At 63.6% G+C, this 21,939-nt stretch carries 25 protein-coding genes; 13 read left to right on the top strand and 12 right to left on the bottom strand.

The window, feature by feature from the left end; all coding sequences use genetic code 11:
* The first annotated feature begins 64 nt into the window (after nt 1–64).
* The 5 genes from FJ948_RS19415 to FJ948_RS19435 all read left to right on the top strand — a co-directional run bounded on the left by FJ948_RS19415 (nt 65) and on the right by FJ948_RS19435 (nt 4,168).
* Entirely contained in the window at nt 65–1,138 is a 1,074-nt protein-coding gene (locus FJ948_RS19415; protein ID WP_140707160.1) for a hypothetical protein, read from the top strand.
* Between the two features lie 262 nt (nt 1,139–1,400).
* Nucleotides 1,401–1,697 carry a co-chaperone GroES gene (groES, locus tag FJ948_RS19420; RefSeq protein ID WP_006203049.1) on the top strand — a complete coding sequence of 99 codons (297 nt, stop codon included), beginning with the start codon at nt 1,401–1,403 and terminating at the stop codon, nt 1,695–1,697.
* Nucleotides 1,698–1,759: 62 nt separating this feature from the next.
* Nucleotides 1,760–3,415, top strand: coding sequence for a chaperonin GroEL (gene groL, locus FJ948_RS19425; protein ID WP_140707162.1), 1,656 nt, complete (start codon nt 1,760–1,762; stop codon nt 3,413–3,415).
* A 127-nt stretch (nt 3,416–3,542) separates the two neighbouring features.
* On the top strand, nt 3,543–3,761 hold the full coding sequence (locus FJ948_RS19430) for a type II toxin-antitoxin system HicA family toxin (protein WP_210242275.1): 219 nt from the start codon (nt 3,543–3,545) through the stop codon (nt 3,759–3,761).
* A 5-nt stretch (nt 3,762–3,766) separates the two neighbouring features.
* Entirely contained in the window at nt 3,767–4,168 is a 402-nt protein-coding gene (locus tag FJ948_RS19435; RefSeq protein WP_181173720.1) for a type II toxin-antitoxin system HicB family antitoxin, read from the top strand.
* A gap of 1 nt (nt 4,169) precedes the next feature.
* Here FJ948_RS19435 and FJ948_RS19440 read toward each other — a convergent pair whose 3' ends face one another.
* Nucleotides 4,170–4,778, bottom strand: coding sequence for a TetR/AcrR family transcriptional regulator (locus tag FJ948_RS19440; protein WP_140707166.1), 609 nt, complete (start codon nt 4,776–4,778; stop codon nt 4,170–4,172).
* Nucleotides 4,779–4,951: 173 nt separating this feature from the next.
* Here FJ948_RS19440 and FJ948_RS19445 point away from each other — a divergent pair, with 173 nt between their 5' ends.
* On the top strand, nt 4,952–5,362 hold the full coding sequence (locus FJ948_RS19445; RefSeq protein ID WP_246677550.1) for an OsmC family peroxiredoxin: 411 nt from the start codon (nt 4,952–4,954) through the stop codon (nt 5,360–5,362).
* A 42-nt stretch (nt 5,363–5,404) separates the two neighbouring features.
* The gene (locus FJ948_RS19450) at nt 5,405–5,791 is read left to right on the top strand and encodes a nuclear transport factor 2 family protein (RefSeq protein ID WP_140707168.1); all 387 of its coding nucleotides are present in this window, start codon (nt 5,405–5,407) and stop codon (nt 5,789–5,791) included.
* Nucleotides 5,792–5,801: 10 nt separating this feature from the next.
* Here the strand turns inward: FJ948_RS19450 and FJ948_RS19455 are convergent, their stop codons facing one another.
* From FJ948_RS19455 to FJ948_RS30915, 7 genes are all read right to left on the bottom strand, one after another.
* A complete protein-coding gene (locus tag FJ948_RS19455) occupies nt 5,802–6,413 on the bottom strand; it encodes a LysE family translocator (RefSeq protein WP_023766446.1) in 612 nt (203 codons plus the stop codon).
* Nucleotides 6,414–6,496: 83 nt separating this feature from the next.
* Nucleotides 6,497–6,856 (bottom strand): YkgJ family cysteine cluster protein, encoded by a 360-nt coding sequence (locus tag FJ948_RS19460; RefSeq protein WP_140707169.1) that lies wholly within the window; start codon nt 6,854–6,856, stop codon nt 6,497–6,499.
* 4 nt (nt 6,857–6,860) lie between these two features.
* Complete coding sequence (locus tag FJ948_RS19465) at nt 6,861–7,013, bottom strand: hypothetical protein (RefSeq protein ID WP_140707171.1); 153 nt, start codon at nt 7,011–7,013, stop codon at nt 6,861–6,863.
* A gap of 1 nt (nt 7,014) precedes the next feature.
* The gene (locus FJ948_RS19470; RefSeq protein WP_140707173.1) at nt 7,015–7,419 is read right to left on the bottom strand and encodes a hypothetical protein; all 405 of its coding nucleotides are present in this window, start codon (nt 7,417–7,419) and stop codon (nt 7,015–7,017) included.
* Entirely contained in the window at nt 7,419–7,646 is a 228-nt protein-coding gene (locus FJ948_RS19475; protein ID WP_140707175.1) for a hypothetical protein, read from the bottom strand. Before FJ948_RS19475 ends, FJ948_RS19470 begins: the two co-directional genes overlap by 1 nt.
* A gap of 319 nt (nt 7,647–7,965) precedes the next feature.
* Nucleotides 7,966–8,175 (bottom strand): cold-shock protein, encoded by a 210-nt coding sequence (locus FJ948_RS19480; RefSeq protein WP_010915421.1) that lies wholly within the window; start codon nt 8,173–8,175, stop codon nt 7,966–7,968.
* A 239-nt stretch (nt 8,176–8,414) separates the two neighbouring features.
* Nucleotides 8,415–12,482, bottom strand: a complete 4,068-nt coding sequence (locus FJ948_RS30915; protein WP_281405366.1) for an autotransporter domain-containing protein — start codon at nt 12,480–12,482, stop codon at nt 8,415–8,417.
* Nucleotides 12,483–12,791: 309 nt separating this feature from the next.
* Between FJ948_RS30915 and FJ948_RS19490 the strand changes: the two genes are divergently transcribed.
* A complete protein-coding gene (locus FJ948_RS19490; RefSeq protein WP_140707177.1) occupies nt 12,792–13,688 on the top strand; it encodes a helix-turn-helix domain-containing protein in 897 nt (298 codons plus the stop codon).
* 100 nt (nt 13,689–13,788) lie between these two features.
* Here the strand turns inward: FJ948_RS19490 and FJ948_RS19495 are convergent, their stop codons facing one another.
* On the bottom strand, nt 13,789–14,442 hold the full coding sequence (locus FJ948_RS19495; protein WP_140707179.1) for a glutathione S-transferase family protein: 654 nt from the start codon (nt 14,440–14,442) through the stop codon (nt 13,789–13,791).
* A 146-nt stretch (nt 14,443–14,588) separates the two neighbouring features.
* Here FJ948_RS19495 and FJ948_RS19500 point away from each other — a divergent pair, with 146 nt between their 5' ends.
* A complete protein-coding gene (locus FJ948_RS19500; protein ID WP_140707182.1) occupies nt 14,589–14,768 on the top strand; it encodes a CsbD family protein in 180 nt (59 codons plus the stop codon).
* Nucleotides 14,769–14,802: 34 nt separating this feature from the next.
* On the opposite strand, the gene FJ948_RS19505 is transcribed toward FJ948_RS19500, so the two are convergent.
* Together FJ948_RS19505 and FJ948_RS19510 are read right to left on the bottom strand one after the other, a co-directional pair.
* Nucleotides 14,803–15,936, bottom strand: coding sequence for a metallophosphoesterase (locus tag FJ948_RS19505; RefSeq protein WP_140707185.1), 1,134 nt, complete (start codon nt 15,934–15,936; stop codon nt 14,803–14,805).
* An 81-nt stretch (nt 15,937–16,017) separates the two neighbouring features.
* Nucleotides 16,018–16,650 carry a TetR/AcrR family transcriptional regulator gene (locus tag FJ948_RS19510; protein WP_181173721.1) on the bottom strand — a complete coding sequence of 211 codons (633 nt, stop codon included), beginning with the start codon at nt 16,648–16,650 and terminating at the stop codon, nt 16,018–16,020.
* Between the two features lie 38 nt (nt 16,651–16,688).
* On the opposite strand from FJ948_RS19510, the gene FJ948_RS19515 reads away from it, so the two are divergent.
* Nucleotides 16,689–17,570, top strand: coding sequence for an NIPSNAP family protein (locus tag FJ948_RS19515; RefSeq protein ID WP_348642998.1), 882 nt, complete (start codon nt 16,689–16,691; stop codon nt 17,568–17,570).
* 186 nt (nt 17,571–17,756) lie between these two features.
* A complete protein-coding gene (locus tag FJ948_RS19520) occupies nt 17,757–18,548 on the top strand; it encodes an SDR family oxidoreductase (protein ID WP_140707189.1) in 792 nt (263 codons plus the stop codon).
* A 12-nt stretch (nt 18,549–18,560) separates the two neighbouring features.
* On the opposite strand, the gene FJ948_RS19525 is transcribed toward FJ948_RS19520, so the two are convergent.
* Entirely contained in the window at nt 18,561–19,526 is a 966-nt protein-coding gene (locus tag FJ948_RS19525) for a LysR family transcriptional regulator (RefSeq protein WP_140707191.1), read from the bottom strand.
* A 105-nt stretch (nt 19,527–19,631) separates the two neighbouring features.
* On the opposite strand from FJ948_RS19525, the gene FJ948_RS19530 reads away from it, so the two are divergent.
* Nucleotides 19,632–20,111 carry a cupin domain-containing protein gene (locus FJ948_RS19530; protein WP_140707193.1) on the top strand — a complete coding sequence of 160 codons (480 nt, stop codon included), beginning with the start codon at nt 19,632–19,634 and terminating at the stop codon, nt 20,109–20,111.
* Between the two features lie 155 nt (nt 20,112–20,266).
* Entirely contained in the window at nt 20,267–21,664 is a 1,398-nt protein-coding gene (fumC, locus tag FJ948_RS19535) for a class II fumarate hydratase (RefSeq protein ID WP_140707195.1), read from the top strand.
* Nucleotides 21,665–21,939: the final 275 nt, after the last annotated feature.

Consider the following 21,939-nt stretch of genomic DNA (forward strand, 5'->3'; position numbering starts at 1 on the left):
ATGACTTTACAGCGACGTTCCAGAGATTAACATTCCCTGGCAAATCATTGCTTTGTGAGGGGATATGCCGAAGAACCGCTTTAGAACCTGTGCGGCCGTGACCGCTATCTCGGCATTTTCGGCCATATCGATGCCGGCCGAAGCTGGCGATGAAACACCTTTGATCCTTCCCTTGATAAAATTGGAGTATCCCGGGAAGCCAAAAAATATTCGAATGCTCTATGTGACAATTCTTTCCCTGGGGGATCGGAAAATCAATCAGCCTTTATTGCTCGATACAGGGTCGAGCGGGATGACGATCGAGTGCCAGTCGGTGCTCCCCGCAGAATTGTGTTCCGAGAACGGAATAAAGATCACGGAAAGCCGGGAGCTGGACGGAATAATTGTCACGACCCAAAAAGTCGTCATGCACTATGCAACCTACGATGAGTATGGAAATGTTGCTTCGGCACGCGTGACTTTTGGTTCGCCAGACGCCTCGGTATCCACGGACAGACGGGTCTCATTCGTCATCCGCTACAAGCAAGTCAGGCGCGGCACAGGTGAGATTGTCGGCGGCCCGCTTTGGCCAAAAGGCATTTTCGGCATCTCCCCCATCGGAGGTGAGGGGCCAAATCTAATGATCAAATCGCCGATGGACGCCGTCAAAGTAGGGGCCGGTCTACGCAAAGGCTACTACCTCTCGCCGGTCGGCAGCAAATGGAAGGTCTGCACGAACGAGGACGGCAATTGTCCAGAAGTTGAAGCACTCCATATCGGCATTCCAAACGACATGAAGAAGAACTTCAGGATGCAAAAATGGAAACAGGCCAATGTGCGATATAATTTTCCCACCCTAGACGCCTGTCTCTCGTGGGGCGCCGAACCAGTTTGTCGCCCGACGCTCTACGACACAGGCAATTCAACCATCATGGTCCCGACCGAGACGTCCAAACCGTATAGTTCGCTGGAAGCCGGCACGCAGATCGTGGTGAAAAGCGAAGGCCAGGACGATTGGAATTTCAAGACCACCTACAAGCCTGAGGTCGAGATTGTCCCCGGGCTCGAACATAACATCGTGGGCATCCGGTATTTTGAGAAAAACAGCCTGCTCGTCGATCTCGACAGCCAGGAAATCGGCTTGCGCCTGGGTCATTAGACAAGGGCGCCCATCAGTCCCCCAATCGAACAGGCAAGCCAATTTCTGCCCAGGTGGCCGCCGGGCAATGGCTAATTTTCAAAACCACATGCCGCATGGGAAAACTTTCGCGCCATTGCGCCTTGCTGCGCGCCTTGACTCTAGCAGGTCGGCGGCCTATTTCAGCGCCACGTTAGCACTCGCCTTTAGTGAGTGCTAACCACATGTCCGGCATCGCCGGACGGAGGAACTGTTCTCACCGTTCTCATTCGAGGAAGAAAAAATGGCAAAGTCGAAGTTCCGCCCGCTTCATGACCGCGTGGTCGTTCGCCGGGTCGAATCCGAATCCAAGACCGCCGGCGGGATCATCATCCCGGATACGGCGAAGGAAAAGCCGCAGGAAGGCGAGATCATCGCCGTCGGCTCCGGCGCCCGCGACGAAGCTGGCAAGCTGGTCCCGCTGGACGTCAAGGCGGGCGACCGCATCCTGTTCGGCAAGTGGTCGGGCACCGAAGTCAAGCTCAATGGCGAAGACCTTCTGATCATGAAGGAATCCGACATCATGGGCATCATCGGCTGATTATCGGCCTCATCGTCAACTGAATTCGGGCTTAACCCCAAGCCCTTGCCAGGAGCTAAAACATGGCTGCCAAAGACGTAAAATTCTCCCGCGACGCCCGTGAGCGCATGCTGCGCGGCGTCAACATCCTCGCCGACGCGGTGAAGGTCACGCTCGGCCCCAAGGGCCGCAACGTCGTCATCGACAAGTCGTTCGGCGCCCCGCGCATCACCAAGGACGGCGTTACCGTCGCCAAGGAAATCGAGCTTGAGGACAAGTTCGAGAACATGGGCGCGCAGATGGTCCGCGAAGTTGCTTCGAAGACCAACGACATCGCCGGCGACGGCACCACGACCGCGACCGTTCTGGCGCAGTCGATCGTCCAGGAAGGCCACAAGTCGGTTGCCGCCGGCATGAACCCGATGGACCTGAAGCGCGGCATCGATCTCGCCGTCACCGAAGTGGTCGCCGCTCTCGGCAAGGCCGCCAAGAAGATCAAGACCTCCGAGGAAGTCGCCCAGGTCGGCACGATCTCGGCCAATGGCGACGAGTCGGTCGGCAAGATGATCGCGGAAGCGATGCAGAAGGTCGGCAACGAAGGCGTCATCACCGTCGAGGAAGCCAAGACCGCCGAGACCGAGCTGGAAGTCGTCGAAGGCATGCAGTTCGACCGCGGCTACCTCTCGCCCTACTTCGTCACCAACGCCGACAAGATGGTTGCTGAGCTCGAGGACGTCTACATCCTCCTGCACGAGAAGAAGCTCTCCAACCTGCAGGCGATGCTGCCGGTTCTCGAAGCCGTCGTGCAGACCTCGAAGCCGCTGCTCATCATCTCGGAAGACGTCGAAGGCGAGGCTTTGGCCACGCTGGTCGTCAATAAGCTGCGTGGCGGCCTGAAGATCGCCGCCGTCAAGGCGCCGGGCTTCGGTGATCGCCGCAAGGCAATGCTGGAAGACATCGCCATCCTCACCGGTGGCCAGGTCATCTCGGAAGACCTCGGCATCAAGCTCGAGAACGTCGGCCTCAACATGCTCGGCCGCGCCAAGAAGGTGTCGATCTCCAAGGAGAACACCACCATCGTCGACGGCGCCGGCAAGAAGGCCGAGATCCAGGGCCGCGTTGCCCAGATCAAGCAGCAGATCGAGGAGACCACCTCGGACTACGACAAGGAGAAGCTGCAGGAACGTCTGGCGAAGCTCGCCGGCGGCGTTGCCGTGATCCGCGTCGGCGGTGCGACGGAAGTCGAAGTCAAGGAAAAGAAGGACCGCGTCGATGACGCCCTCAACGCGACCCGCGCGGCCGTGGAAGAAGGCATCGTTGCCGGCGGTGGCGTTGCCCTGCTGCGCGCTTCGGCCAACATCAAGTCGACCGGCGCCAACGCCGATCAGGCCGCTGGCATCAACATCGTGCGTCGCGCGCTGCAGGCTCCGGCCCGCCAGATCGCGGCCAACGCCGGTGCGGAAGCATCGATCGTTGCCGGCAAGATCCTCGAGAACAAGGGCGCGACCTTCGGTTACAACGCCCAGACCGGCGAGTATGGCGACATGATCGTCATGGGTATCGTCGATCCGGTCAAGGTCGTGCGCACGGCTCTCCAGGACGCGGCCTCGGTCGCCGGCCTGCTCGTCACCACCGAAGCCATGATCGCCGAAGCTCCGAAGAAGGACTCGGCTGGCGGCGGCATGCCTGGCGGCATGGGCGGCGGCGGCATGGGCGGCATGGGCGGCATGGATTTCTAATCCAGCCAACCTCGCTGAGCTTACGGAAGGGCGGCCCTCGGGTCGCCCTTTTTGTTTCACCAGACCCTTAGAATAGTCGGGCGACTATGGATTGACGGCATTCGCAAGCGTTGATTTCACTCAGAGTGTGTATTATCTTACACGGGGAAGTGCAGCTGATAGCCGAGCCCTGATCAAACTGCTGGAGGCTGATGGCTGGTTCAGAATTGGCGTCGCCGGTTCTCACCATCATTTCAAGCACCCAACGAAATCGGGCAAGGTTACAATTCCGCATCCGCGTAAGGACATACCGACAGGGACCGTGCGCGCTTTGTTGAAGCAGGCGGGTCTTCTGAACCAAAAGTGAGAAGCTTGCGCTACATCGCCTTCATCCACAAAGAGCCGGACAGCATCTACGGCGTGAGCTTCCCGGACATGCCCGGCTGCATCTCGGCCGGAGATACGATCGACGAAGCGGTGCGCAATGCCGTCGAGGCGTTGTCGGGCCATGTCCGCATGCTGGAGGCCGACGGCGATCCGGTTCCGCCGCCTCGCGACTTTGACGCCATCATGGACGATCCTGAACTCGCTAAGGATCGCGACGGAGCCATGACGACGGTCATTCCGCTGATCCGCGATCGCGGTTCGACAACGCGGATCAACGTGTCCTTCGACCTTGGCCTCCTCGAAGCCATCGATGCCGCTGCCCGTGAGCGCGGACAAACGCGCTCGGCCTTCCTTGCTTCAGCCGCTCGCAAAGAAATTGTAGACTGATCTACGCGGCACTCTCCGCCCGCTGTGCCACCTTGCCGGCCAGCACGGCCTGTTCGACAAGCGCCGCCACCTCGTCGGCCACCGCCTGTAGCGGGGCGCGGTCGCGGGTGGCGCGCGCGATCACCATCAGCCCTTCCAGCGACGATTCGACCAGCAGCGCCAAAGCACGCGCGCGGCGCTCGGGCACCCCTGCCCTGACGAAGGCCTCGCGGAGCAAGCCGATCCACTGCTCGAAAGCGGAGCGGCACAATTCAGCCAGCTCCGGCACATCGGTCGGCGAATCCAGGACCACGGGTGCGATCGGGCAGCCTAGCGTGAATTGGTTCTCCTCGAGCATGTGTCCGACCTCCTGATAGATATGATGGACGGCCACCGCCGGATCTCGCTCGGCGGACAATGCCTCGCCCAGTCTTTGCGTCACCTTGTCGACGCTGTCGCGCGTCACCTCGACGACCAGCTGGTCCTTGCCGCCGGGGAAATGGAAGTAGAGCGAGCCTCGCGGCGCGCCGCTGGCGCTCAATATGTCGTTGAGCGAAGTGCCGTGATAGCCGCGCCGCCGCAAAAGCAGTGCCGTCGCCTCGATCATACGGTTGCGTGTGTCTGTCGCCATGTCAGCCTCTGTCAGGAAATCGCATTATAGGGCTTGCATCGAATATGACAATCGGTCTACATAATATGTAAATCGGTCTACATATTTTGAGAAGGTCAATGCGCTGTTGGCTGGCAGCGAGAGGAAGTGGTTCCGGCGCATGAACTCGAATCATCAGCACAGGAGAAAGAGCAATGACAATTCGCGACGCATCGGCCGAATGGCACGGCACACTCAAGGAAGGATCCGGCCGGCTCAGGCTGGGCAGCGGCGCTTTCGAGGGCGCCTACTCGTTCCCGTCACGCTTCGAAAACGGCCCCGGCACCAATCCGGAAGAGCTGATCGCGGCCGCCCATGCCGGCTGCTTCTCGATGGCGCTCACCGCCATGCTCGGCGCTGAAGGTTATATCGCAACCGATATCCACACGATCGCCAAGGTGCATCTGGGCGCAACCTCGGCCGGCCCGACGATTACCCGCATCGAGTTGGAGACGCAGGCGAATGTCGCGGGGCTCGCCCCGACGACTTCGAGCGGCTGGCGCAGTCGGCCAAGGCGGGCTGCCTCGTCTCGCGGGCGCTGGCTGGCGTGGCCACGATCACGCTGAAAGCAAACCTCGTAACACCATGAAAGGAAGGAGAAAAATCCAGTGACCCAGGAATTGATCATCGACATGGCCGCGGCCAACCGTTCCGGCGCAACGGCCGAAATCATGCGGCGCTTCAACGACGTGTTCCAGCGTCATGATCCCTCGTCACTCAACGATCTGGTGGCGCAGGATTGCGTGATCGAAAACACCACACCGGCCCCGGATGGCGCGCGCCGCGAGGGCAAGGCCGCGTGCGTGGAGCTATGGTCGGCGATCGCCACCGGACCCGGCACGCGATTCGATCTCGAGGAGACTTTCGTGGCTGGCGATCGCGCCACGATCCGCTGGCGCTACTGGATGGCCGACGGCCATTCGCTGCGCGGCGTCAATTTGATGCGCGTCGCGGACGGGCGGATCGTCGAGGCTATGGGCTATGTGAAGGGCTGAACCGGGTCGATCATCTGTCGGCCAGCGCCAGCTTGGCGCCGAGCATGACGAAGGCGCCGGCAAAGGTCCGCCGCATCCAGGTCAGCACCATTGGCCGCGACACGACATGGCTGCGGATCGAAGCGGCGAAAATGCCGTAACCGACGAACACGACAAAGGTGAGCAGCATGAACACGCTGCTCAGCTCCAGCATCTTCGACAGCGCGTTGGGTTCGGTGGTGCTGACGAATTGCGGCAGGAAAGCAAAGAAGAAGATCGACAGCTTCGGGTTGAGCACGTTGACGAGGATGCCGGTGGCGATCACCTTGCCGGCCGAGCGCGGCGCGACATTGTCCTCGACGCTCAGGCCGCCCTTTTCCTTCAGCGTGTTCCAGGCCATGTAGAGCAGATAGGCGACGCCGAGATATTTCAACGTCTCGAAGGCGACGGCACTGGTGTGCAGCAGCGCCGCAAGGCCGGTGATGGCGGCCGCCATATGCGGGATGATGCCCAGCGTGCAGCCGAAGGCCGCGATGATCGACGCACGCGCACCGCGCGAAAGCCCGGCGCTCAGCGTGTAGAGAACGCCGGTGCCGGGCGAAGCCACGACGATCAGCGACGTCAACAGAAATTCGATGCTCAATCCATCCTCCACAGCCCTGCCCGCGAAGAGCAAAGTACCGGGAGGCGTGGATGTCGGCAAGCGGCGCATTGCCCCGCGAGGCACTAGCTTATAGGCAGCCCATGCGCCTTGCGCGCCATCAGGCACTCAGCATCGCCGGGCATGCAGGCACGGCAGACATCCGGCCGCAATTCATAGATGCCGCAAGCGGTCGACTTGCCGACTTCGCCGGAGAGGGCCGAACAGCGCACGCCCTCACAGCGCATGCCGGACAGGTCGGCCGCCACGTATTTTTCAGGAATACGGTCGAGCTGCGCGTCATCCTCGGTGGAGAAGCGCGGCCATTCGGCCGAATAGGAACAGCATGCCCCGCAACTCTGGCAGTCAAAGGCAGAAGGGCTGGACGTGGCCACCGGGGCCGGCAGACCCGGAGTGGCAAGGTTGCGATCGGCGTCCGGCGGCAAGGCGCTACTTCTTCTTCTTGCCCTTCGGTGCGTCGACCGGCGACTTGAACAGATCGGTCGCTGGCTCGGCGGCCTTCGGCGCGGCTGCCGGCTTGGCCGGCTTCGCGGCGGATACCGGCGCCGCGGGCTGGTCCTTGGCGGAGAATTTGATGGCCATGTCAGTCCTCGTTGTCGGAACGCGACGGCGCGCGTGGATTGCGCAAGCGGCCGATCAGGGCCGAAACCGCCGTGATGTTCATCTCCTCGGGCGACCAGTTCCTCGCTTCCGCGATGTGATGCGGCGCCAGCTCACGATGGGTGCTGCCGCTGTAGGCGGCGTCCTGATAGGTCACCCGCTCCTGGGTCTTTTTGTCCTCGCGGACATATTCGATCAGGTAGTTCGGGGCTTCGGCGCGGCCGCGCACGCCGACGCGCACCTGGGCATCGCCATGGGCGCGCTTGCAGCGCTCGAGTTTCTCCAGCACGCGCCGGACATATTCGACCGGCTTGTCCAGGGTTTCGACCATGTCGGCGATGGTCGCATCGGCCGCGATCGGCGTCGGCGGTACGCGCTTGGTGGCCATCAGCGTTTTCCGGCTCGTTTTGGCAGCGCCGCGAGCGCGGCGGCCGCGGCCATCTCGTCGGCCTCCTTCTCCAGCCGCAGTTCGCGCAGGCGCGCGGTCTTGGCTTCCCGCGCCTGGCTGACGGCGTCGCGCTCGGAGATAATACGGTTAAGCGACATCGACTGGGTCTGCGTCTTGCTGAACAGCGACACGGCCGGATCGACGGCTGTCTTCGAATGGGCGGTCAAAATCTTTCTCCTGTCAGGAGCCTGGCACCGATAGGGGGACACCGGGTCTTCGGTCAGAACCATGCACAAGGCAATGCTGCAGCGTCCCTTAGCACGTTCAGCCCGATGCGCAGCGCATTTTCGGCGGCAACAAGCGTAAAATGAAAAAGGCCAGGCACCGCCTGACCTTCCCTGGAGCGCCGCGCATCCAGATGGACGCACAAGCAGGCTCCTCATGGGCAAAGGCCTTGGAAACTCAGGTTCCCGTGGCCATGCGCCCGAATTCGCCGTTCACCGGTGCCAGTACATCCGTGGTCACCGGGACGGCTGAATTCTTTCTTCAGGCCGCCTTCAACTGGTCGGCCGACATCTTGCCCGACTTGTTGTCGCGGACCATCTCGTAGCCGAGCTTCTGGCCCTCGACGATGTCGCGCATGCCGGCGCGTTCCACGGCCGAGATGTGGACAAAAACGTCGGCGGAGCCGTCGTCAGGCTGAATAAAACCAAAACCTTTGGTGGCGTTGAACCACTTAACCGTGCCGGTGCTCATGACGAACCCTTTCCATGGCAAATATTCGTTCGCCGTCATGCGGATGCACAACGCCGTCTGTCCCGATTTTTGATGTGGGAAGTTCGTCAAAGGCGCGCTCAAAAGCGCGAATAACAAAAGTCAGTCAAACAAATATCGATGATTTGCTTGTAGAGGCATTTCGGCACGATGTCAAATTTTGCTGCAACGGGCAGCGGATCCCATTCATTCAAGCCGCCCGTTCGCCACAAGATGATCTCTCACCAGTTGTAGCGCAGCACGCCCTTGCCGGCGTAGCTGCGCGTGGTGTCGGAGAACTCGCCTTCGAAGGTCGCCGCAAGGGAAAGGCCGTTGTGCCAGCTCATCTCGGCCGACAAGCTGGTCAGCGCGGCGTCGCGCGCCTCGGCAGCGCCGCCGACCGTAAACAAGGTTCCGGGCAAAGTCTGGAAAGTGGCGGAGACGCTGCGATCCGGATCGAAATTGTGAGCCCAGGCGGCACGCCCCCGCAGCGTCAAGATGGGGCCGTCGAGCTGCCAGGATTTGTCGGCCCGCAGTCCGATTTCGCTGCGCGTCGCGGTGATCTTCTTCGCATTGTAGCCAAGCCCGAAAGTGTCGGCGCCGGCAATTGCCTGCTCGCTGTAAGCCGGCAGGTCGAAGCTGGTGAACTGACCGGCCGCATAAGGGGTCAGCCCGAACCACGGTGTCGGCATGCGATAGCCGCCCTCCAGCCGGCCTGAGAACGCGTTGGCATCGAAGCGCGCCCGCAGCCGGTCGCCCCCGATGGTACGGTCGGTGGTGATATCCTGCCAGCCATAGGCCAGCGCAGCGGTGACGTAGGCCGGCCCGGCATTGTGGCGGAAGAAGGCACCGGCCTGGAACAGATCCGAGCGGCCGGAGCCGCCATTGTCGACGCTGAAGCTGGTGCCGCCGCCGGCCAACGCAAAGCCGGCGACCGTATCCGGCGACAGCCAGTAGTCGCCTCCGAAGGCAGCTCCGTGGATATTGTCATGAGCAGCGTTGGAGCCAAGCGCCGTATCGCCGTCGCTGGCCTGCGATCCACCGAAGCCGGCCGTCCACATGCTCCGACGCGGCTCCGATGACGCCGCCGCGAAAGCCTGCGCGGGTGGCCCCGCCGCCTCGTCGGCATAAGCTAGCGCAGGCACGTCGCCGGCCTCCATGCCCGTGGCTGACAGCCCGCCACGACCAGCAATGGCGGGGTCGGTGAGCAGCGACAGGAACAGATCCATGGCGTTGAAAGTCGTCTGCTGCGTGCGGGTGGCGAGTTCGCCCGAGACTTCGGTCAACCCGGCGGGCGAGAGTGTGCCGAAAGCGGCCGGAATGCCGCCGTTGATGTTGAAATAGCCAGTCAGCGTGTCGGCGACAGCCTGCTGGTTCTGATTGAGGCCGCCTGGCGCGAAGGCCAGACTGAGGTCGAGATAGGCGTGGTTTGCGTCGTAGCCGAGCGAAGCAGAAAAGTTCCGCGGCAGGTTTGCATCGCTCAAGGTGCCGAAAATGCCGGTCACGCCGCCATCGGCCGTCAGGATGACGTAGCGGCGCTCGATGTAACCGCCGTTTGCGTAGACCGCGTCAACCGTTGCCCCGCCGAGCGCGGCAGCGCCGCCGACATTGGCCGCCGAAGCCGTCTGCGGATCGAGATCGACGCGGTATGTCGCCGCTGCAGTCATGGTCAGCGATCCCGACACTGTCATCGACGAGCCCGGCGTGCCATCGCCAGGCGCGAACGTGCCGCCGGTGACGTTGATATCGGCGGCGCTGCCGGTGCCGCTCAGCGTCCCGCCATTGAGCGTGGTCAGCCCCGCGATGCCGCCGTTGTTGATGGCCACGCCGGCATTGTTGATCAGCCCGTCCTTCAGCGCGCCGGCATTGGTCAGCGTACCGCTGTTGACGACAAGTCCCGAGAGCGTGCCGCCGGCTGCCACCTCGATCGAGCCGGTCGCCGCGTTGACGATGCCGGCAGCGGTCGCGGTCAGCTCTCCACCTGCTGCCACGGTGAGCGAACCCGAGTTGGAAAGTTTGCCCTGCAGCGTGTAGTTGCCGGCCGTGCCGATCGCGAGTGTCGCACCACTGGCGTTGACGAAGGTCGAATTGCCGGTCACCGCTCCGGTGACATTGAAGATGCCGGCGTTGTTGGCGATCACGCCGTCGATCGAGCCGGCGGTCGCGGTGACCGTGCCGCTGTTGGCAAAGCCGCCGGAGACGGCCCCAGCGCTGGTGAAAGTCGCGGCGTTGTCGACACCGCCGACAATGCGTCCACTGGCCGCGAGCGCAAGCGTGCCGGCACTTACCGTCGTAAGGCCCGTGTAGGTGTTTGCACCCGACAGCGTGAGCGTGCCCGGCCCCAGCATCGTCAATGCACCATTTCCGGAGATCACGCCGTCAACTGTGAGCGTGGTGTTCGCGCCGGGCGCAAAGCTGCCGCCGCCGGCGCCAAGCACGATGTCGCGATTGGTCGCGAAGCTCGCGGTCGTGGCCAGCGTGCCGCCGTCGAGGGTCACTCCACCGGCGATCGCACCGAGATTGGCGTCCTGCGAGATCGAGAGCGTGCCCTGGCTGATGGTCCACGGTGTCAGTGCCGTCGTCGTGCCGGTGAGCATCCAGGTACCGGTGCCGGTCTTCTGATAGATGCCGAAGCCGCGATACTGCGCCGACGCGCCGATGGCCGAGACATTGAACGTGCCGTCGGTGTCGCCGCCCAGCGCGAAAGTATCGGCAGTCGAAAAGGCGACGACGCGGCCACTGATGACGGATGTGGAGGCGAGGGTAAGGCTGTTGACGCCACCGGTGAACTGGATGGCGCTGGTCTGTGTCACGCCGTTTCTGGCAAAACCGCCGGTGATGGTGCCGGCGTTGACGATCGCCAAGGAACCGCCGGTGATGGCGACTCCGCCGCCGCCATCCGCGCCGTTCGTTCCCCCGGTTGTGGGCGCGCCACCGGAGCCGCCCTGGACCGAGCCGCCGGCGCCGATGCGAAGGTTTGCGCCTTGCCCAACGATGCCGGCGCCGCCCGTTCCGCCTGAGCCGCCGACCGATGTAGCGAAGCCGTTGCTACGCCCGCCGGCGCCGCCGACGCCGCCGCTAACCTGGCCGGAAATTGCGATGGTGACGCCGGCCGCAACCTGCAGGCCGGTGCCGCCTGTGCCGCCGGTGCCGCCCTTACCGCCAAGATTCGGTGTCGTCGCGGCGCCGCCTATGCCTCCCGCACCACCCGTGATGCTGCCGGTGCTGGTCCCAAGACTGCCCCCGGCGAAAATTGCCCCGGTGCCTCCGGTGCCTCCGGTGCCGCCGGTGCCGGTGAACGCCTTCAGAACAACGTTGCCGCCGTTAGAGCCCGGAACGCCGGATGAGGCCTGTCCGCCTGTCCCTCCGGCCCCGCCGGTGATTGCGCCGCCATTGAGCAGCGTGGCGTTGGCGTTCGAGAACAGGACGCCGGCGCCGCCGGAGCCGCCGGAGCCGCCATTGCCGCCGATACCCGTCACTGTGCCCGTATTGAATGTAGGCCCGCCTTGCCCGCCAATCCCGCCGGCGCCGCCCCTGGCTCCGGTAACGCTGCCGGCGACCTGATTGGTGAAGGATGCGCCGGGCCCTGAAAACAACAGGCCGGCGCCACCGCTACCGCCCATGCCGCCGGTTCCGCCCGTGGCTGTCTGGGCGGTCGGATAGGCAGCGCCGCCGTTGCCGCCATTCCCGCCGATGCCGCCCGCCGCCGACACGGCGGCGTTCGTGAACGTGCTGCCGGGAGCAACGAACTCGCGCCCGGCGCCTCCAGCGCCGCCACCACCGCCGCCTGTGCCGCCGTCGGAATAGCGGTTGCCGCCCTTGCCGCCATTGCCCCCATTACCCGCAGCGACAACGCCGTTGCCGTCGAAGCCGCCACCGCCGCCGCCGCCGGCCGTCTCGTCGCCGCTGTTGCCGTTCGATCCCGGCTTGCCGTTGGCACTGCCGGCGGTGCCTCCGAGGCCGCCAGGCGTGCCACCGTCGCCGGCACCGCCGGCGCCGCCCGCGCTGCTGCCCGCCGCACCGCCGCCACCGCCGCCGAAGCCGGTGCCATCCGTGCCAGCGGCACCGGAGTAACCGACACCGCCCGCGCCGCCGCTCGTTGCCACGCCGGAATTGCCACCATCGCCACCACCGGCATCGATAACCGTACCGCCGCCAGCGCCATTGCCGCCGGAGCCGCTTGCCCCGTCATTGCCGCTAGCGCCACCTATGCCGCCGTTCCCGAAGATCAGACCGCCGCTGCCACCATCGTCGGCATGCGCGGAAGCGGTGAACAGCGATGCCATGACGACGCCGCAGGCGATGGTCATTAGAAGGTGGTCCCGAACCGCGACCGTCGGGCGCGCATACCTTTCGATCTTGCAGTTCATTTGGCCCCCGGCTTTGCATACTCAAAAAACTTCAAACGCCGGCTCGATTCATGCATCGGCATGGCTCGCGCGAGAACGGACTCTTTTGCGTGTATTTCGAAGCGCTCGCGGGTGTCGCATCTGAGCCACTACCTGCACGTGTGTTGTTGACGCGATCGGCTATGTGGGTAAAGCCGGGTCGTCGGGGACGACGAGTGCCCTACATTTTGGCGCAGTCGTATCGGTAACAACCGGCGTGGATGGCATCGCATGATCCAGCAAGAGCTTCGCTTTCATTCGCCAGACGAGATCCTCGCGCATCAGGCCTTCGCCGAGGCACGCGCCGTCTGGATCGAAGGCATGCTCGGCCTTTACGAGAACAATCCATTTCTCAGCCGGCTGCTCGCCGCGACCCAGCGCTCGGCGGTGTTCTTCAACACGCTCGTCCTGGATGCCGCGCACGACCCGACCGACCGTTCGACCTGGCCCACGATCGCCCTCGTGCAGGAGGTGATGGCCCCCTATGGCGTATCGAGCCGCCGCAACATCGAGACGATCGTCGCAAGGTTCGTCGAGACAGGCTTTCTGTCCCGCCATGAAGTTGCCGCGGACAGGCGCGTGCGCCTCTTGGTGCCCACCGAAAAAATGGTCGCGCACGACCTCGATTGGGTCAGGGTCTATTATTCGCCGCTGGCCGTGATGTTTCCTGGCTGCGGCTACGCACCGCCGATGCGGCGCGATCCGATATTCAGGACTGCCGTGAGGCGCGCGAGCCGCCCCGGTCTTGGAGACGCGGTGAAGCTGCTGGCAAACAATCCGGCGATCACCTTCATCATGAACAGGGATGCCGGGATGATGGTGTTGATCAAGCTGGTGCAGACCGGGGCCGCCGCGGGCCCAGCCGCTCTGGACTTCAGCGACCTCGCGAAACGGTTTGGCATCTCGCGGACACATGTCCGCCGGCTGCTGCGGGATGCCGAACAGGAAGGACTGCTTGGATTGTCGAAGGCCAGCGTCACCCTCGAACCACGTCTCGTCGCGGCCTTCGATCGTTTCCTCGCCGACTGCATGGCGGGATTCCATGCCCTGTTCCACTTCGCGATGAGTTCTCCCGAGATGGCAAGCAGCACCGCGATCGGGTGCAAAGGTCCTACAGGATCGAGCTGATCGGCGGCAGGATCTCGTGGTGAAAACCACGGCCCGAACACGACACGGGATCGCCGGCGATCACGGCCCTTGCCTCGGCTTGCACGCAGGACCGATCAGCCTATTCGTCCGGTCCCGGCTCCGGCCATGTCTCCCTGGCTGCTTCGGCATACCATTGGCGCATGGCCGGCGTTGCCAGAACCGCATCGACATAGGCCCTGGTGTCGGGCGCCAGATCCCCGCCATAGGTGTCGAAACGGGTGACAACGGGCGCATACATGGCATCGGCGGCGGTGAAATGGCCGAACAGGAACGGGCCGCCCTTGCCGTACTTCTCCCGGCATTCGCGCCACAGCGCCTCGATGCGCGTCCGCTGCGCCTCGCCTTCGGCATCGAGCGGCTTGTGCGCCTTTGGCCGGCGCAGGTTCATCGGCCAGCCATAGCGCACCTCGCGAAAACCGGAATGCATCTCGGTCGCCGCCGCGCGTGCCAGCGCCCGGGCGCCGATATCGGCCGGCCAGAGGTTTTTGTCCGGAAACAGGTCGGCGAGATATTCAAGGATGGCAAGGGTTTCCCAGACAATCCTGCCCTTGTGATTCAAGACGGGCACCTGACCGGTCGGCGACACTTTCGCCAGGTTGGCCGCGGTTTCGGGCGTGCGCAGCCGCACGAACCCTTCTTCGAACGGTATATCCAGGTGCCGCATCGCCACCCAGGGCCTGAGCGACCAGGACGAAAAGCACTTGTTGCCGATATGGAGCGTGAATTCCGACATGTGTCCCCCTTCGAATTGTTACTCGCACCCTAGCTTGCCGGCCCGGCGACCGAAAGGCACCAGTTTTGCCGGCACGGGCAGCCACCGTTGGAACCGAAACCGCGCCGGCTCGTTTGCTCAGGCGAACCAAACCCGGGAGATGCGAAATGGTGAACAAGGATCAGGTCGCCGGTGTGGCCAAGCAGGTAAAGGGCTCGGTCAAGCAAGCCGCCGGCAAAGCGACCGGCGACAGGCAGACGCAGGCGGAAGGCACGGCCGACAAAGCCACCGGCAAGGTGCAGAAGGCCTATGGCGACGTGAAGGACAAGGTCAAGAAATCGCTTTGACAACTGTGAAAAGGGCCGCGTCGAGCGGCCCTTTTCATGTCCTCAACGATTTGCAGAAGGCATTGGTGAAAATCACATCGCCATGATCGTCGCTGGCTTCGCCCAGAACGACGTCCAGGCTGTCGCCGGTGACACGGGCCAGGGCGAAGCCGCCCATATAGGCGGCCTTTGGCTTGAAGAGATCGAGACCGTCGCGCTGATAGATCATCGGCACCTCGTGCTGATGACCGTGGAAGACAGCAATGACGTTGTAGCCTTTCAAGGCCGCCAGCAATGCCTGGCGATCCGCATCGCTCCACCAATGCGGCGCGCCCTTGCCGTCTCCGTCGAATGCTCTTTTGACGGGGTCCCATCGCTCGGTCGAAAAAACGTCCCAACCATAGTGCTGGAACAGGATGACCGGGCGGCCGTCCGCCGCATAGGTCGCCAGATCCTGCTTGAGCCAGGGCAGGCTGTTGTCGGCGCCATGGCCGCTGTCGCCGGCGAAGCGATGGGTCTGCACCAGATGCAGGCCGCCCCAGTCCCATGAATAGCAGTCGGTGTCGACGTCGTAGCTGGTGGCCGGCACCGGCGGCTTGAAGAACACGCCGGCACGGTGATTGACCTCGACATAGTCGCGCATTTCGCGTCGATACCAGTCGACATGGTGCGGCGGGCCATTCTGGTCGAGGTCATGATTGCCGAGCCCGACATAAACCGGAACATGCACACGGTCGGGCCCCATGCCTTGCTGATAGCGCTGGCTGAACTGCAGGAGCTGAGTGCCCTCGCTGGGTTCGGTGATCTGGCCGCCGCCGTCGTCGGTGATGTCGCCGCCGAGGACAAGGCCGAGCGGCGTGCCGATGCAGCTGCCGGCCGACCGCAGGCCCGTGGCGATGCCGTCGATCTGCGCCGGCCAGTCCTTGTCACCGATGGCGTTCAACGCCGCGACGTTACGCAGCAGCGCCGCGTCCGTCTTGCCTTCCTGCTGGCAATTGGGGCTCAGGCCGCTCGCCATGCGGCAGGCATGGACATCGGCGACGAACAGGAAGGTGGCGTCGATGGCCTGGACGCGCTGCCCGGTCTGGCCGAGTGCCGGATGTGAAAGCGCACCGGTCGCGGCGAGACCGGCGGCCTGTATCAGAAAGCTGCGGCGTGAAAGCAATTTTGGCGGCCAGTGATTCATCATCGGCGGAATTTCAGCACACGCGGCGTCTGTCCGTCCAGTTTGGTCGAGACATCGGCCGCGCAGCCCAGCCTGTAGCTTGCCTCAACTCGTGCCGAACCGCGGCAGCACCCGGCGGCGTCGCCTCGTGCCTGGTTCGCGCTGCGGTGATGTGGCCTGCGAGGCGCACCGCTCCAACGCCGCAAGGCAATCGCGCAACGGCCCGGCGTCCTGCGCCGTCTTGGCCATCGACATGGCGCCGGAATAGGCGGCGACCGCGAATACCGCGAAATGCTGGGGATCCGTGGCTTGCTCCCTGCCCTCCTGCTGATCGGCGCTGATCTTGTCGGCGATCGCCTGGCGCCACGCCGAAAAGATGCCGGCAAGCGCAATCCGGAATTCGGGATCGGCGAGCGAGAGCTCATGCGCCAGATTGTTGAGCGGGCAGCCGCGCACGAAACCTTGCTGTTCCAGTTCCGCGGCAACGGCCTCGAACACCTGACGCACGCCCTCGCGCGCCGAAGCCGCCCGCCGCACCGGCGCGATCCACGTCTCGTCGACAGCCGCCGCCACGCGCTCTTCGATGACGGCCAGCGCCAGCGCCTTCTTGGTCGGGAAATGATGATGCAGCGCGCCACCGCTGACGCCCGCCGCCGCCATCAGGTCGCCAAGGCTGGAAGCATGGTAGCCGCGTGCCTGAAACGCGGCTTCGGCGACATCGAGCACTTTCCTGCGCATGCCTTCGGGGTCGTTGCTGCGTTTGCCCCGAACTCGTCTTGGCCGGTTGTCGATCTCTGCTGACATTGCCGAACAGTAGCATGTTGACAAAACAGGGCAACCGGTCTGTTTTGTCAAACAGGACGATCACCCTGTTTTGGAGAACGCGGATGAGCCAGACCCCAAATGCCACGCCGAAGCCGGCGGCAGCACGCGCCTCGCCGATCGTCGAATTGCGCCAGTACACGTTGAAACCTGGCCGGCGCGAAACGTTGATCGAGATCTTCGACACCGAGTTCATCGAAAGCCAGGAGGACGCGGGGATGAGCATCATCGGCCAATTCCGTGACCTGGACCGCCCCGACATGTTCGTCTGGATGCGCGGTTTCGAGAGTATGGAGGCCAGGAAGGACGCTCTGGTCGCGTTCTATGACGGCCCCGTATGGTCGGCGCACCGCGATGCCGCTAATGCGACGATGATCGATTCCGACGATGTGCTGCTGCTGCGGCCGGCATGGCCGGATGCCGGCTTCGATCTCTCGAGGTTGCGCCGGCCAACGGCCGCCATGGCCAAAAGCACAAGCGATCGGAATCGCTTGCCCGGTGTGGTTGAGATTTCGATTCATCATTTGCGGACGGGCGCCGAGGCCGACTTTGCCGAGCACTTCCGGGTCGAGATGGTCCCTCGGCTTGCCCAAAACGGCGCCCGCCTGCTCGGCGCCTTGCTGAGTGAGCCGGCCGTGAACACCTTCCCGCGGCTTCCCGTACGCGCCGGAGAAAACGGCTTCATCGCCGTCATCGGCTGCCATGACGCCGATGCCAGCCATCGCCTCGCCGCTTCGCCGGCGTGGCAGGCGCTCGGCCAGAGCATGCAAGCGGTTTGCACAAAACCGGCCGAGACGTTGCGGCTGGTGCCCACGGCCCGATCGCTGTTGAGGTGATCAGCGGCCGGACGACATTGCCGCGATCGCCGCAAAGGCCGGATCTTGGCCGGTCGACCGCCGAAGTTCATACCCTGCGATAGCCTGATGGCTTGACCCCGTCGCGCACATGCGGTGCGATCCCTCCGGTTGATGCCAAGTACATGGTGACAAGTACATGGTGACAAGCGCATGGTGAGGTGAGCGATGAGGCTTCGCGGCAAGCGGGCGGTGATCACCGGTGGCTCGGACGGCATCGGCCTGGCGATCGCCGAGGCGTTTCTGCGCGAAGGCGCAGAGATCCTGATCGTCGGCCGCGACGCGGGCAAGCTCGAAGCCGCTCGCGAAAAGCTGACGGCTTCTGGCCCAATCGGCAGCGTTGAGCCAATCGGCAGCGTTGAGACGGTGTCGGCCGATCTCGCCGCCAGACCCGGCGTCGCTGCGGTGGTCGAGCACGTAAAGGCTGCCGCCCGGCCGCTCGACGTTCTCGTGAACAATGCCGGTGTCGCCTATCTCGTGCCGTTCGAGACCGTCAGCGAGGCGCAGTTCCAGCACTCCTTCGCGCTCAATGTGTCGGCTGCCTTTTTCCTCACCCAGGGGCTGTTGCGGTATTTCGGCGCCGGCGCATCCGTCATCAACATCTCGTCCTATTTCGCCAACAAGATGATCCCGAAGCGGCCGTCCAGCCTCTATTCCCTGTCCAAGGGCGCGCTGAATTCGCTGACCAAATCGCTAGCCTTCGAACTCGGCCCGCGCGGCGTCCGCGTCAATGCCATCGCGCCCGGCACGGTCGACACCGCCATGCGGCGCAAGACCGTCGAAAATCTGCCGGTCGAGGCGAAGGCGGAGCTGAAAGCCTATGTCGAGCGCAGCTATCCGCTGGGCCGCATCGGTCGACCCGCAGACATCGCCGGCATGGCAATCTATCTCGCCAGCGACGAGGCCGCCTGGACCAGCGGCGCGATCTTTGCCATCGACGGCGGGTACACGGCCGGGTGAACTGCCTGGCCGCTATGGCGCGGCAACTTCACCAGCGGCGCTTTCCACAAATCCAAGAGCGCCCACAACGTCCAGGATCTGAAGGCGAATCCAGCGATGAGGGAGCTCGTCGTCTCGGCGTGCGTGCCAGTACATCCTGATTTCAGGAACGGCAATGGGAAGTGGCGGCTCGAAGATGGCGAGAGGCAGGGTCTTGGCTGCCCAAACCGCGAACTGCCTGGGAACCGCGGAAAGGTAGTTTCCGTTTGCGACGGCCAACGCGACAGCCTGAAAGTGAGGCAGTGCCAGGCTTACACGGCGGCTTCGCCCAATTTTACGGAGCGCCTCGTCGGTGGAGCCCGACATCGATCCGTCGATAGAGCGAAGAACGTGCGGCAGTTCGCAAAAAAGCTCAAGCGGAATCGGCTCGCCGCCTGCGATCCCCGCCAGTCTGATTGCAGCATTGTTTTGCGCCGCAATGATTGCGAAGGGCGAATGGAACAGCGGTACACTGGAGACCCAGTCCAAGACCTCCAGCGGGCGTTCGAGAGCCACATCGATTTCATCGTCCTGGAGCAGCCGCGAAACATCGCCGCGCGCGCTGTCGAGAAACCGTAACGACGCATGCGGCGCGGTAGCCGCGACGCGCACCGCCAGTGTCGGCATCAGCAGCATGGAAAAGAAGTCCGCCCCCATGAGCGTGAAGGTTCGCTCAAGTTCCGCCGGCTCGAACGAATACGCCGAATGAAAGGCGCGTTCGATCTCGCGCAGTGCCGCGCGCACCGGCTCCGTCAGGCTTTCGGCGCGCGGGGTCGGCACCATGTCGTTGCCGCGCCGCACGAACAGCTGGTCGTTGAGGACATGACGCAGGCGATTGAGCGCGGCGCTCACGGCGGGCTGGCTCAGCCCGATCTGCTCGCCGGCGCGCGTCACGCTTCGTTCGCGCAAAAGCGCATCGAGCACCCTAACCAGATTGAGGTCGAGCGCATTTAAATTCATGGCATCAATCCGCCCCATACGATCATTGGATTTCCATCGGCGGCATGCACCTGATCAGATCCTTCCGACGGCGACCCGTCCGAGGGCAACAAAGGAGGAAGAACCATGACAATGACCGTCGGGACCATTACAGGCAAGGAACTCTTCTGGTTCAACAACACACTGGTTGCCGTTCGGATCTCGTCGGCCGAGGGCGAGGACGCCATCTGTGTCGTCGAGCACCGAATGCCCCATGGCGACTCTCCGCCGATGCATGTGCATCGACACGAGGACGAGGTGTTTCATATCCTAGAAGGACAGCTGCGCTTTCGGATCGACGGACAGGAGCGGGTCGCTGGTACCGGCGAGACCCTCATTGCCCCGAAAGGCCTGCCGCACACATACAGGGTCGAATCTCCAGAAGGTGCGCGCGCTCTGACCGTCACGCGCGGCCCCGGGTTCGAGACGATGCTGCGTCGGGCGAGCCGCCCCGCCGGAAAGCCGGAGTTGCCGCCGCTGTCGGAGCCGACGCCCGAGATGATCGAGGCTCTGGTGCGGATCTGCGCTGAAAATGGCATCGATATTGTCGGTTCGCCCTTGAGTTGAGAACGCGAAGCCGCCGATCTCTCCTCCAAAGGTTCCAGTGGGGAGATCGGAAGCATCTTCAACCGATTTGCATCCGCAGCCGCGTTATTCTCCGCTTGAAGCCATTTGTGCAACGCGATACGCCCTTGCGCAAATCGACAGACCGGAGACTTGCCGTGAGCGCGCCAAAGACCAGAACCGAAACCGATACGTTCGGCCCCATCGAGGTTGCCGCCGACCGTTATTGGGGTGCGCAGGCGCAACGCTCGCTGGGCAATTTCAAGATCGGCTGGGAAAAGCAGCCGGCTTCGATCGTGCGCGCGCTGGGCATCGTCAAGCGGGCGGCGGCGGAAGCCAATATGGAGCTGAAGCGGCTCGACCCGGCCATCGGCAAGGCGATCATCGAGGCCGCGCAAGAGGTCATCGACGGCAAGCTCAACGACCACTTTCCGCTGGTGGTCTGGCAGACCGGCTCGGGCACGCAGTCCAACATGAACGCCAATGAGGTGATCTCGAACCGGGCGATCGAGATGCTGGGCGGCGACATGGGCTCGAAGAAGCCGGTGCACCCGAACGACCACGTCAATATGAGCCAGTCGTCGAACGACACCTATCCGACGGCCATGCACATCGCTTGCGCCGAGCGGATCATACATGACCTGATCCCGGCTCTGCACCATCTGCACAAGGCGCTCGCAGCCAAGAGCCGGGACTTCAACCACATCATCAAGATCGGCCGCACCCACACGCAGGACGCCACCCCGCTGACGTTGGGCCAGGAATTTTCCGGCTATGCCGCGCAGGTCGCCTCGTCGATCAAGCGCATCGAGCAGACGCTGCCCGGCCTACAGGAACTGGCGCAGGGCGGCACCGCCGTCGGCACCGGCCTCAACGCGCCGGTCGGCTTCGCCGAGCGGGTGGCCGATCGCATCGCCGCCATATCGGGCATCGCCTTCGTCACCGCGCCGAACAAGTTCGAAGCGCTCGCCGCCCACGATTCCATGGTGTTCTCGCACGGCGCCATCAACGCGGCGGCCGCGGCACTGTTCAAGATCGCCAACGACATCCGCTTCCTTGGCTCAGGTCCGCGCTCGGGCCTTGGCGAGCTCTCTCTGCCGGAGAACGAGCCCGGCTCCTCGATCATGCCCGGCAAGGTCAACCCAACCCAGTGCGAGGCGATGACGCAGGTCTGCGTGCAGGTATTCGGCAACAATGCGGCGCTGACCTTCGCCGGCAGCCAGGGCCATTTCGAGCTCAATGTCTACAACCCGCTGATGGCGTATAATTTCCTGCAGTCGGTGCAGCTGCTGGCCGACGCTTCGGTCTCCTTCACCGACAATTGCGTCGTCGGTATCGAGGCGCGTGAGGACAACATCAAGGCGGCGCTCGACCGGTCGCTGATGCTGGTGACGGCCCTGGCGCCGACCATCGGCTACGACAACGCCGCCAAGATCGCCAAGACGGCGCACAAGAACGGCACGACGCTGCGCGAGGAAGCGCTGGCCACCGGACTGGTCAGCGAAGCCGATTATGACCGGCTGGTGCGGCCGGAGGACATGACGCATCCGGGATGACGCGATCCACCTGTTTGTCTTCGCAGCCATCTCAAACGTTCGCAATTTGCCGGGACCTCTCGTCATCGTTGGCGCAGCGACGCGAAGCGGCGCAGACCCTAGGATGACGACGGGCTGAGCGTTTCGGCCTATCTCCAAGGCAAGCGATGCGATACCAGCGCCATCCTGTCAGGCCGAGTAACCAACATTTTTCGGGGTGAGAATTTTCTCCCGTCGCCGCACCGTCCGATACAAATTTCGCGCATCCTGTCCGTTCACGGAAATGTATGCCCTGT

This window comes from Mesorhizobium sp. B2-3-12 (assembly GCF_006442205.1).
Lineage (GTDB): Bacteria > Pseudomonadota > Alphaproteobacteria > Rhizobiales > Rhizobiaceae > Mesorhizobium.